The sequence below is a fragment of the Anabaena sp. UHCC 0204 genome (assembly GCF_009711975.1).
In the GTDB taxonomy this organism is placed as follows: Bacteria; Cyanobacteriota; Cyanobacteriia; order Cyanobacteriales; family Nostocaceae; genus Dolichospermum.
Genome location: NZ_VIKW01000014.1, coordinates 14,311 through 27,005, shown reverse-complemented (window position 1 = coordinate 27,005; position 12,695 = coordinate 14,311). Strand labels below are relative to the sequence as shown.

Annotated in this window: 10 protein-coding genes and 1 tRNA gene; 7 read left to right on the top strand and 4 right to left on the bottom strand. The window is 39.0% G+C overall.

Translation table 11 applies throughout. The annotated features are described in order from the left end of the window. Positions 1–295: 295 nt before the first annotated feature. The 5 genes from FJR04_RS13320 (at position 296) to FJR04_RS13300 (ending at position 6,180) form a co-directional block, all read left to right on the top strand. Positions 296–2,281, top strand: coding sequence for a long-chain fatty acid--CoA ligase (locus FJR04_RS13320; protein ID WP_168495479.1), 1,986 nt, complete (start codon positions 296–298; stop codon positions 2,279–2,281). A 157-nt stretch (positions 2,282–2,438) separates the two neighbouring features. After that, a complete protein-coding gene (locus tag FJR04_RS13315; RefSeq protein ID WP_168495628.1) occupies positions 2,439–2,888 on the top strand; it encodes a YlqD family protein in 450 nt (149 codons plus the stop codon). Positions 2,889–3,167: 279 nt separating this feature from the next. Continuing rightward, entirely contained in the window at positions 3,168–4,469 is a 1,302-nt protein-coding gene (locus tag FJR04_RS13310) for a dihydrolipoamide acetyltransferase family protein (protein ID WP_168495477.1), read from the top strand. Between the two features lie 164 nt (positions 4,470–4,633). Continuing rightward, entirely contained in the window at positions 4,634–4,951 is a 318-nt protein-coding gene (gene trxA / locus FJR04_RS13305; protein ID WP_168495475.1) for a thioredoxin, read from the top strand. A 98-nt stretch (positions 4,952–5,049) separates the two neighbouring features. After that, a complete protein-coding gene (locus FJR04_RS13300; protein ID WP_168495473.1) occupies positions 5,050–6,180 on the top strand; it encodes an aldo/keto reductase in 1,131 nt (376 codons plus the stop codon). Between the two features lie 92 nt (positions 6,181–6,272). Here the strand turns inward: FJR04_RS13300 and FJR04_RS13295 are convergent, their stop codons facing one another. Next, complete coding sequence (locus tag FJR04_RS13295) at positions 6,273–8,180, bottom strand: sodium:proton antiporter (protein ID WP_168495471.1); 1,908 nt, start codon at positions 8,178–8,180, stop codon at positions 6,273–6,275. Positions 8,181–8,687: 507 nt separating this feature from the next. On the opposite strand from FJR04_RS13295, the gene FJR04_RS13290 reads away from it, so the two are divergent. Beyond that, positions 8,688–8,760: transfer RNA gene (locus FJR04_RS13290), tRNA-Glu, on the top strand. 193 nt (positions 8,761–8,953) lie between these two features. On the opposite strand, the gene FJR04_RS13285 is transcribed toward FJR04_RS13290, so the two are convergent. From FJR04_RS13285 to FJR04_RS13275, 3 genes are all read right to left on the bottom strand, one after another. Then, positions 8,954–9,481 (bottom strand): SRPBCC family protein, encoded by a 528-nt coding sequence (locus FJR04_RS13285; protein WP_168495469.1) that lies wholly within the window; start codon positions 9,479–9,481, stop codon positions 8,954–8,956. Continuing rightward, positions 9,471–11,516 (bottom strand): GAF domain-containing sensor histidine kinase, encoded by a 2,046-nt coding sequence (locus tag FJR04_RS13280; protein ID WP_168495467.1) that lies wholly within the window; start codon positions 11,514–11,516, stop codon positions 9,471–9,473. The genes FJR04_RS13285 and FJR04_RS13280 overlap by 11 nt, the downstream gene beginning before the upstream one ends. Before the next feature lie 497 nt (positions 11,517–12,013). After that, positions 12,014–12,349, bottom strand: a complete 336-nt coding sequence (locus tag FJR04_RS13275) for a hypothetical protein (protein ID WP_168495466.1) — start codon at positions 12,347–12,349, stop codon at positions 12,014–12,016. An 83-nt stretch (positions 12,350–12,432) separates the two neighbouring features. Here FJR04_RS13275 and FJR04_RS13270 point away from each other — a divergent pair, with 83 nt between their 5' ends. Further along, the gene (locus FJR04_RS13270) at positions 12,433–12,669 is read left to right on the top strand and encodes a hypothetical protein (protein ID WP_217359366.1); all 237 of its coding nucleotides are present in this window, start codon (positions 12,433–12,435) and stop codon (positions 12,667–12,669) included. The last annotated feature ends 26 nt before the right edge of the window (positions 12,670–12,695 follow it).

The following is a 12,695-nucleotide window of genomic DNA, read 5'->3' as shown; positions in this document are numbered from 1 at the left end:
GGAAGTGTTACTATTCAGCAACTGTCATACACCTAAATAAACTATACCGTCCTCCGCTATTTAAGATTAATAATTAAAAATTGAAAAAGCAGATGATAAGTTGATTTAGGAAAAGGTTAAAAGGTAAAAAGTTTTTCTTTCTCAGGGATGTATGTCCAGATTTTACTGCTGTAGTAGCACACTAAGCCGTAAATAATGTATAAAATATAGCTATTATGGGGTGAGCATCTCCCTGGTCGAAAAAAGCTATGTTTACGTTGAAGATATAAGCAATCTATTTTTCTAGTAACTTGTGATGACAAAAAAACAATCTGCAACTTCTTTTCTGGCTAATATTTCTGAGCGAGAAAAGCTGGCATTAAAGAGTTTGGTAGATTATACAGATGTGGAATCACTACCAGAAATTTGGCCTTTGGCGGCCAGAAAATTTAGTAATACCGTTGCTTTGCACAACCCCCATGCTAAACCAGAAGTCAAAATTACCTATAGTCAGTTAGCTGGTCAAATCCAACGATTTGCGGCGGGTTTACAGACATTAGGAATCAATATGAGCAATGGTGAAACTTCTAGTTATGGTGAACGGGTTTCCCTGATTGCTGATAACAGCCCTCGTTGGTTTATTGCGGATCAAGGTATTATGACTGCTGGTGCGGTAAATGCGGTACGTAGCGCCCAAGCAGACCGGGAAGAATTACTCTATATCATCACCAACAGTGGTAGTACGGCGGTGGTGGTTGAGGATCTGAAGACTTTGGATAAATTAGGGGACGGACTGAATGAATTACCTATTAAGCTGGTAGTTTTGCTTTCTGATGAAACACCACCCACAGAAGTTAATTTTCAAGTGGTGAACTTTTCCCAGTTGTTAGAAATTGGTAGTAACAACACCTTAGTAGCAATTAAACAGAGTGGCGAAGCTTTAGCAACGCTTATTTATACATCTGGTACTACTGGTAAACCCAAGGGTGTCATGCTGTCTCACAAGAATTTGCTGCACCAAGTTAAAAGTTTGGGGACAGTTGTACAACCACAAAAAGGAGATATAGTCCTCAGTATTCTGCCTACATGGCATAGTTATGAACGTAGTGGTGAGTATTTCTTGCTTTCCCAAGGATGTACCCAAATCTACACTAATTTACGGGCAGTTAAAGGGGATTTAAAGAAATTTGAACCTAATTATATGATTGCTGTCCCCAGATTGTGGGAATCAATTTATGAAGGAGTGCAGAAGCAATTCCGCGAACAACCAGCTACAAAACAAAAGTTAATTAAGTTTTTACTGGAGACAAGTCAGAAATATATGGAGGCGCGGCGCATTGCGAATGGATTGAGTTTAGAACATATTCATGCTTCCGCAATTGAGCGATCGCAAGCCAAGATAGTAGCATTAGGTTTATCGCCGGTTCATGCTCTGGGAGAAAAGTTAGTTTATGCCAAGGTGCGAGAAGCCACAGGTGGAAAATTTAAGCATATAATTAGCGGTGGTGGTGCGCTTCCTAGACATATAGATAACTTTTTTGAAATTGTTGGCGTTGAGATATTACAAGGCTATGGTTTAACCGAAACCTCCCCAGTAACTAATGCTCGTCGTCCTTGGCGAAATTTAAAAGGTTCATCAGGACAACCCATTCCTGGTACAGAAGTGAAAATTGTCAATCCGGAGACTCGTCAGCCCCTACCAGCAGGAGAACGCGGTTTGGTGCTGCTCAAAGGACCACAAATTATGCAAGGCTATTACCAAAATCCTGAAGCCACTCAAAAAGCTATAGACGCAGACGGTTGGTTTGATAGCGGTGATTTAGGTTGGGTAACTCCGGAAAATGATTTAGTGCTGACTGGTAGAGCCAAGGATACCATTGTCTTAACCAACGGTGAAAACATCGAACCCCAGCCCATAGAAGATGCTTGTTTGCGATCGCCTTACATTGACCAAATCATGTTAGTAGGACAAGATCAACGCAGTATTGGCGCTTTAATTGTTCCTAACCTGGAGGCCTTGGCAAAATGGGCAGAATCTCAAAATCTGAATTTAACTTCACCAGATAATAGTGAAAAAATTAACTTGGAGAGTAAAATAGTCCAGGACTTGTTTCGTCAGGAATTAAATCGGGAAGTCCAAAACCGTCCCAGCTATCGAGCCGATGATCGTATTGGACCATTCAAACTCATTGAGGAACAGTTCTCAGTGGAAAATGGCATGATGACACAAACACTCAAAATCCGTCGTCACATTGTCATGGAACGATATTGCGATATTATTGACAGAATGTTTGCCAAATAATTCCCTAAAGCGCAAATTTCTTTGACTACATGATGGAGAGGTAGGGAAGCACAGGAGCAAAGGAAAAATTTTCTTTTTCCCTCTCCTGATAACGCACTTGGTATTAGCCATACGCCTCTCCATGCTACAAACTATTAAGAGTGAACGTACAATTTTTATGGATGTCTCCAACCCGCAATTGCTTTTAAAACGCCCGATTAATGTTAAAGCGATCGTTACTACCCTCTGGAAAGAGGAAGTACAACAGCAATTACAAACCCAAATTAATCAAATTGACCAACAACTACAACAATTAGATATTGAAGGGCAAAGAGCAACTAGCGCCATTCAAAAACAGAGTGTTCAACCACCAGGACCGCAAACACTCCAACAAATTGACAATATTCAACTGCAAGTCAATCAAAAGAAAAGCGAACTTCTAGAACAGAAAAATCAAATGTTGCAAAACCTCCAACAAGTGCAATTGTTGGAATTAGATCAAGAAGTCAACCAATTTCAAATGGAAAGCTTTTTCCGCATTGAACCAGGTGATAACTTGATTAGTAAAATGCAAGTTGAAATTGTACTGCGTGATGGCATTGTCGAAGAAATTCGCGGTGATATCTAAACGGTAATGGGTAATGGGTAATTGGTGATTGGTAATTGGTGATTGGTGATGGGTCATTGGTAATTGGTGAGAATTAAGATAAATATTCCCTGTTCCCTGTTCCCTATTCCCTGTTCCCTATTCCCTGTTCCCTGTTCCCTGTTCCCTGTTCCCTGTTCCCTGTTCCCTGTTCCCTAAACATACAAATTTTTATCTCAACTACTCTGACCAAGATACAATTTTAGCTAATTACAACTGTTAAAGTCCAAGTCACAAAATTTTGATTCTAAAACCACCATTATGAGCATTAACGAAGTATTTATGCCGGCGCTGAGTTCCACCATGACCGAGGGCAAAATTGTCTCCTGGGTCAAGTCGCCTGGAGATAAAGTGGAGAAAGGCGAAACGGTGGTGGTTGTCGAGTCAGATAAGGCTGATATGGATGTAGAAACCTTCTATGAAGGATATCTAGCCCATATCATCGTTCCGGCTGGTGAAACCGCCCCCGTCGGTGCAGCGATCGCTTACATTGCCGAAACAGAAGCAGAAATAGCCACAGCCAAGTCCTTAGCCAACGCAGACGGCGCTGCTGCTACCCCCACACCCGACCCCGTACCAGTCGCCGCAGCCGCAGTTGCTGCCCCTGTCACCGCATCTCAAAACGGTTCAAACCATCAACCAGGACGAGTAGTAGTTTCACCCCGCGCTCGCAAGTTAGCCAAAGAACTTAGAGTAGATTTAAATACCCTCAAAGGTAGTGGTCCCTACGGTCGCATTGTCGCCGAAGATGTGGAAGTTGCAGTCGGCAAAGTTCAGCCCGTTACTACCGCCCCTAGCATTCCTCCCCAGCCACAACCACCTGTATCTGTACCCACACCAATATCTACACCAGCACCTACACCTACACCAGTAGTTAGTAGTTCCGTTCCCGGTCAAGTAGTCCCATTCACAACCTTACAAAATGCCGTAGTCCGGGGCATGGTAGCTAGTCTATCCGTACCCGTTTTCCGTGTCAGTTACACAATTAGCACGGATGGACTTGATAAACTTTATAAACAAATTAAGTCCAAAGGCGTGACAATGACGGCGCTATTAGCCAAAGCTGTAGCCGTAACATTGCAAAAACACCCTATCCTCAATGCCAGCTATTCAGATCAAGGAGTTGTCAATCACTCTAATATTAATGTTTCTGTAGCAGTAGCAATGGATGATGGTGGATTAATTACACCAGTTTTACAGAATGCCGATGCAGTTGATATTTATTCTTTATCTCGCACTTGGAAATCTTTAGTAGAACGCGCTAGAGCTAAACAGCTACAACCAGCAGAATACAACAGCGGGACTTTCACTCTTTCCAATCTGGGAATGTTTGGTGTTGATACCTTTGATGCTATTTTACCTCCTGGCCAAGGTTCGATCCTAGCCATTGGTGCATCTCGTCCCCAAGTAGTCGCCACACCTGACGGATTATTTGGTGTCCGTCAACAAATGCAAGTTACTATTACCTGTGATCACCGCATTATATACGGCGCTGACGCAGCAGGGTTCTTGCAAGATTTAGCGAAGTTGATTGAAACCAATCCTCAATCTTTGACAATGTAAGACTGGAAATTTAAGCTGTAGCTTCCCATAAGTGAGCTACAGCCCATTTAATTTTTAATTCAATCGTTGCTTATACTTTTGCAAAAAAAATATAAAAATATACAGATTCGATATTCTAAGAACTAACATGAAAACAAACAATTAATTAAAAATTGGTGTGTATTATGGCAACTAAAAAACAATTCAACAGCTTTGAAGAAATGCTATCCGGCTCAGATGTGCCTGTATTGGTAGACTTTTATGCAGACTGGTGTGGTCCTTGTCAAATGATGGTGCCTATTTTAGAACAAGTCAATCTCCAATTGAAAGATCAGTTACGGATTGTCAAAATTGATACGGAAAAGTATACAGAATTGGCAAGTCAGTATAATATTGCGGCTTTACCAACTTTGGTACTATTTAAACAAGGAAAGCCTGTAGATAAAATTGAAGGTGTCATGCAAGCACCACAATTAGTACAACATCTACAAACACTTCTTTAAAAAGCTTTTTAAATTAGAGATGCGAAACTTCACGTCTCTATACGTATAAACCCTATCTTCAACTCCGTAAGATAGGGTTAAAATTGTGAACTGGAATTATGCAATATCGTCGTTTTGGTAAAACTAATTTACATCTTTCAGTTTTCTCTTTGGGAACAATGCGCTATTTAACTGATAGCGAAAATGTCCAGCAGACTATTGAAAAAGCTTTATTTTTAGGAATTAATCATCTAGAAACAGCTAGAGGTTATGGTGACAGTGAAGCATATTTGGGTAAAGCTATAAAAACTGGTTTATCAATACCCCGTAACCAACTTTATATCACCACTAAAATTCCCCCTACACCTGATGCTGACAGTATGCGTCAGTATATTGATGAATCTTTAAAACGGTTAAATTTAGACTATCTTGATTGTTTAGGAATTCATGGATTAAATACCCAGCAACACTTAGAATGGGTACAGTCAAGAAATGGTTGTATACAAGCTGTACAGGAAGCTGTTAATGATGGGAGAGTGCGACATATTGGTTTTTCTACCCATGGCTCATTAGATGTAATTTTAGCAGCGATAAATACAGATTTATTTGCATTTGTAAATCTCCATTATTACTATTTTTTCCAACATAATGCCCCAGCAATTCAGTTAGCAACTGAGAAAGATATGGGCGTTTTCATTATTTCTCCTGCTGATAAAGGTGGAAAATTATATACTCCATCTCAAACTTTAACAGAACTCTGTCATCCATTGACACCATTAGATTTAAATTATCGTTTTTTATTAAGTGACAACCGTATTACTACCTTGAGTATAGGACCAGCAAAACCAGAAGAATTAGTAATATCTCCAGAAATATTTGATGATCAAAATGATTTAACAAAAGCGGAAATTGCTATTTTAGAAAAATTAGAAAATCAACAAAATCATGTTTTACTAACTGATAAATGTAGTCAATGTTATGCTTGTTTACCTTGCCCGGAAAATATTCACATTCCAGAAGTATTAAGACTACGCAATTTAGCTATAGCTTTTGATATGCAAGATTATGGCAAATATCGTTATGGAATGTTTGAAAATGCCGGTCATTGGTTTCCAGGAATGAAAGCCAACCGTTGTACCGAATGTGGTGATTGTTTACCCAAATGTCCAGAAAAGTTAGATATTCCGGCTTTGTTAAAGGATACTCATGAGAGATTGCAAGGGAAAGCAGGAAGAAGATTGTGGGGATGAAAATATTTCCGATCATGTAGAAAAGTTCCATGTAACGTCTCTACAAAATTTCTGCATCACGCATAATTTAATTCAGACAATATCTAATGATTTCATTTAAGCTTGTCTTCAGTATTAGTATCTTTGATTCTTACTTCTTCAACTTCTGCTAAAGTTTCCAAAGATAGGGGTGTAGATTGGCTCGCACCAGATAGACGTTTTAAAAGATTGGGACGGGAATCATGTAATAAATAGATAATGCGATCGCCAACTTCCCATTCTTGACTTGCAGACATTACCTGTAAACGTTCTTCTCGTTCTAAGAATAGTGGTACTAATATCCCATCCCGAATTTTTTCTTGGATATGTTGTTGTTGAGAGCTAAATTCTGCCGCCTCTAATGTCGTTGTTCCCAACTTTACCTGCCCATTACTCAAATATTCATTCCAAGTTTTTATCGGTAAATCAGACACAAAAGCTTGATTTACCTTACTATTGGCTGAGGGAGAACCTTGGGGGTGACGGGGGAATATAGCTAAGACACGGGGAGGATTAAATTCCTCAGCAGCCCGTTGTGCTAAGACAAAATTCACCTCACCATTACTTGTTATTGCCAAAAAAGTACCCATTGCGCCAATCCCAGCTTCTTCCAATATTTCCCCATCCAAAGCACTACTAGCAATCACTCGGAGATTTTGGGCTTCAGCCTGCGCTAACCGTTCCGGGTCAGTATCAATCATCACCACAGTTTCGCCTCGTTCCTGAAAAAAGCGGGCAATTAATAAACCCAAAGGATTACAACCCACAATTACCGCCCCAGTTGCATCTTTAGAAGTAATTCCTAACCATTTAACTAGCCACCCAGCAGTTAAACCTTGACAAAAAACCGTCATGATAATTGTCAAAAAGACCAAAGCTTTAATTGAGTCACCACCATTAATGCCCCGTTGCGTTAGTAAAATTGCAAATAAAGAAGCCACAGATGCAGAAACTATCCCTCTAGGTGCAACCCAACTTAAAAACAGTTTCTGTCGCCAATTTAGATTACTGTTCCAAGTACACAAAATAATGTTGATTGGGCGCACCACAAACATTAAAACCAAAACGGTGAATAAACTCCCCCAACCTAGAGCCAACACACTGGCAATAGATAAATCAGCCGCTAGGAGGATGAATAAAACAGACACGCTGAGAATTGTCAGCTGATTTTTAAAGCTTCGCAATAATCTTTCTTCTGGAACTGAGGCGTTAGCCAATACCGCTCCAGCTACTACTGTGGTCATAATTCCTGATTCACTCTGGATGATTTGCGCTAGGGTAAACAAACCCCATAACACTGCCAGTACAACCAGATTTTTCAATTCAAAAGAGATGAAATTGGCGCGTTTAAACATCCAACTCATTAAGTACCCACCGATGCCGCCAATGGCCGCACCTACACCCAAACGCAAGAGTAAACCAAAAATGGCATTAAACGGATCTGCATCACCGTTTAAAATTGTATCCAGGACAACGTAAGCCAGGATAGCGCCCACTGGATCAATTAATACCCCTTCTCCTTCTAATAGAGTTGCCACTTGTCTATCTACGTTAATTTGTTGAATTAAAGGACCGATAACAGTTGGACCAGTAACAACAACAATAGAAGCGTAAAGAAAAGCTATATTCCACGGAAACTCACCTAGCCAGTGAGCCGCTAGACTTCCTCCCAGCAGGGTGATGAGTGTTCCCAGTGTGACGAGTAACTGTAAACTGACTGAAACTTTGCCCAATTCTCGCCGATCTAATTTGAGTCCGCCTTCAAACAAAATGATTGCCGTTGCTAGGGAAACAATCACTTCTAATCCTGTTCCTAATAAGTGCGGTTGCAATAGTCCAACGCCGTCTCTACCCAAAAGGATGCCTAATAGGAGGAGTAAGACGATGCTGGGTAATTTGAAATATGCAGCCATCACCTGGGCGCTAATGCCTGCAAATACAGTGATCACCATCTGGAGGGTGATTTCAAAAGGTGCTTCCATGTTGTAAGTCGTAAAGCAAAATTAACAGAACTAAGAAATGCGAAATTAATTTTGCACAGGTACTTAGGTTTTACGCTATTGATTTCAAAATTCTCCATACAGAATTTTGACGCTCCCCACTCTATAGCGAGGGATAAATACAGCTGGGACTTTTTGTGGGTTTTGCAATTGGTTAGTTATTTTGGCCACGCTGCACTAGTTATCTAGTTTAGGCTGGTAATGGATAATTAGTAATTGGTAATTATCCCCTCTTTCATCTACAACTCTTTGGGAATATCTTCTGCAAAGACGCTATATGTGCTGTAAGCATACATCTTCATAGAAAAGGAGTGTGCTGGAAATTATAAGTAAGTGGCAGGAAAATTCCCGAATCTTGCTCCCTTATTCTTGGTCCCCTCCTGTAAATACTCACCAATCCTCATTTCTTCCTCTTTTTCAAAAAACTTTTCCAAACCTGTTGACATCTTCAGAAAAACCCTTTATATTATTAAAAGTCACGAAGTTCAAGCCCCCATCGTCTAGAGGCCTAGGACACCTCCCTTTCACGGAGGTAACGGGGATTCGAATTCCCCTGGGGGTACTGAAGAAAGGAAGGAAAAGTATTTTTCCTTCCTTTTTGGTTTTTATGTAGGGTTTGCTGAGAGGGTGACGTAAGCCAATAAACTATAATTGACAATTGACAATTGACAATTGACAATTGACAACGCTTAATAACTCAGATTCGAGACTATTCTTCTTACCTGTCACCTGTCACCTGTCACCTGTCACCTTCTTCATAGACTAAATTCTGTAGCTCGTTGATGGATTGCTAAGAGATTTGTTTGTAGGTCTTTACTGAGACGACGTTCAATAATTGATATTGGCATAGTAAGTTTAGGCCAGATTTGGATTGTATAACAAAGAATTGTTCCTTGTTGTTCGCTAAAGAAATAAGGATCTAAGCACCAACTACCAGAAAAGCCTTTAAAGTCGCCTTCTACCATATTGAATTGGATTAATTTAGGGAATAGCTCTTCTAAATCCAATACTACCCGCGCACAGAATTTAAAGTTAAGTAAATTCTGAGAACCGATTTGTTCCAGTCGAATTCCTCCTTCGGGATGTTCAAGAAGACGGCTGTGGGCTAGATTGGGGATAAAGTCAGGTAATGATTCATAGTCGGTGAGAATCTTCCAAACTTTTTCTATTGGTTGAGGAATTTGGATTTTGGCGCTGATTTGTCGCTGTCTCTCGGATAATTTATCAACTTGGATAGCTACTTCAGGGGTGTTGTGATCGGGGGTGGAAGAATCAATTCCCATTTTCTGGTGTCACTTTTTTTGAATATGAGTTAATTGGTGGGGAAGATAGGGGGAGAGTAAGTGTAAAACTAATTTCACTGAGTTGAGAATTGGGGATAGGAATACTCTCAACCGCGATCGCTCCATTTAGATGTTGCACTAAAGATTTAACCAAAGCAAGTCCTAAGCCAGTTCCGGGAATCCAGCGGCCTTTACCACGACGGAATTTATCAAAGATATAAGCCGCTTCTTCTTCAGATATACCCCGTCCTGTATTTGTTACCTTAATAATAACTTGATCAAGCTCTTCTGCGACTTTGTGAGTTACTTTTAAGTGAACGGTTGTATCATGCTCCGAGTATTTACATACATTGGTTAACAGTTCCTGTAAAATCCGGTCAAAACTCTCTACTTCCGTTTGTAATTTTAAAGATTTCTTCGGTAATTTTACTGAAATACTTAATGCTTTATCTGTCAGTTGTTGATCAAAAGTAGTGAGGAGAGTTTGAATTTTAGTATTTAAATCTATGCTTTCAAATTGTGGTAATTCTTGATGGGATTCTAGTTTTTGAAGGGTTAATAGGTCATTAATTAAGTTAATTTCCTTAGTACATTCTGACTCTAAAATATTTAAATATCGGTCTTGACGTTCTGGAGATATTCCTGGTAAACGTAGATTACGAATAGACATGAGCATATTTGTCAGAGGATAACGCAAGCGATCGCTAATATTGCTGACAAATTCATCTTTAAGTTCGTTAAGCTGTTGTAATTGTTCTACATATTGTCTGGTTCTTTCATATAGTTTTGCCTGTACTTCTAAACTGCGTTTGAGTTGTTCAGTGCGTTCATCTACTAAAGTTTGCACTTGTCGCAATGTTTGGGACTGAATCACAGCATCACTCAATTGAGCGCAAAGCATTTCTATCAAATTTAAGTCTGTTGTTTCCCAATCCCGTGTTGCAGCTTGTTGTAAAACTACAAATCCTAAAACCTTACCTTGACTTTCTAATGGCATTAATAGCGTATTAGGAAACTCATCAATAGCAAATAATTCAGCAAGTTTACCCGTATTTTTCTCTTCACAATTATTCGTCATAATTGGTTTCCCTGGCTCTGTAAATAGACGCTGACATAAACTACAATCAGATACCCAGAAAGATTGCTCTAAGTTATCTAATTCACCAATAACAGTAGTATATGTATCCTTAGTCCATGCTCCAACTAAAGTAGCTCTTACCTTGGGTACTTGTTGTTTGGGAAGTTTTCTAAATAGTGGATCTGCATATTTGAGTAAAAGTAATAAACCACGATCTGCTTCTAGAGCTTCAGCAGTAGAGGTAATGACTAATTGGAGCATTTGATTCAACTCCAAGTTGCTGCGATTGAGAATAGTTAATTTTTGGATTAAACTTTGATGCTGGTTAGCTTTTTGGAGATGCTTTGTTTGAGTCGCTAACATTTGTGATTGTGCTATTTGAGCAAAACCGATCGCACAACATGAATCTATGGATTGTAATAGACTAATTTCTGATTCTTGCCATTCATAACTTTGGAATTTAATCAGACTAATTACACCATTACTATGACCACCAAATTGAGTAGTAATTGCCAAAACAGCCTTCATTTGTAATGGTATATCTTGCCAACCACTTACTAAAGTTTGCTGAATCAGAGAAATATCTTCAAGACTCAATTTTTTATCTGCACATTGTACAACTGGTAACTCAAATAGTAATTCTTCCCTAGATAAAATCTGTTGAGTTGGTGACAAACCTAAAAATTGTTCATGACACCAATGGGCTGTAATCGTTTCCCTAGATGTATCATTTACTACCGTAACTAAGCAGCAATCTATATTAAATGCAGATCCTAGTGCCTGGGCAATCTCTGATAAGATCAAGGATGTTACCGTACCATTAGCAATAGTTGTGTTAATCCTTTGTGCCAAAACATGGGCAATTTCTTCTTGGTGCGGCATCACATTGGCTGGGGATATATGTAATTGTTCTACACTATTTATATATTTTTGTGGTGATAATAAACGTTTTTTCATTATTTATCCGCTTTGAGATCATGCTCAGTTTGTGGACAGGAATCACAAATTTATGAATAATTGCTACTCCTTACTGCTAGTTTATCTGTACAAAAAATAACTATTGGTTGTCAGTAATTATTACAAATAACTAAAAAATATCAGACAGAAATTTAAAAGCTGTAATACTTGCAATACAAGATATTATCCAAATTTCTCCAGTTGATTTTTCCTCTCACTATCTACTAGCTAATAGATAAATCATGGAAAGATAAAAGTATAATTTTTTACTGCATTGCCAATAATAGTTGAGATGATAATCTGGAACTTAGGATATCTTGTCTCGAACTAGATATAAACCGTAATCCCCCTATAATTAACTCAGAAATTCGCTGTTTTGCATCCGAGTTAACACTGGAAAAGTTACTTAATCCAATTAATGGTATAAAATAAATCTGAAAGTTAATTTTACCCAGTTACTAGAATTGCATCTGGGTAAAATTAACTAAAACTACCAACTAGCCAGCTAAACTTTCAACACTTAGCGGCACCATGTCACCATTTCTAGTCAATCCTAATAACATTGACTGTTGTGGTTCAATTAATTTACCCGTAAGAACACAACGCTCTTCTTGTTGGGCGATCGCCGAAATACTAGCACGAATATCAGATTTAGAAAATCTCGGTTTCCACTCACCTGATTTTTGCTGCACGTAATTCCAAAGGATATCTCGAATTAAAGATTGATATCCCTGATTACCTGCCATATCTTTGAGTTTATCCTTGAGTTCTCGTTCTAACCGAATACTGGTAACTTCCATATCAGTTGTTGAGGTGCGTGTGATGGTCTGCATGAGTTTTTCTCCTTATAGGTATAGACAGGATAGTAATACAAGTGTAGTATGTTTAAAGGAATGTTCAATAGGTGAAATTTTCTGTGAAATCCATTTATCCCATCTCTACCTCTTCACAAGCCACCAACTGTCAAGGCAGTTGGGAATTTGCGGCTGCGGTTGTGGAGTATTTATTTATGGGTGAAAATAGCCGACATCAAGGGCAAAGAACAAAAGACAATTATGATTTTAAATATGCCAGCATAAATTTGCTGAATAGAAAACCACAAATAGAAATCAAAAGCGGGAGGTACAAGCTAAAAAATGCTGTACCAAAATAAGACGAAAAACCATCAGGTCAATTGTT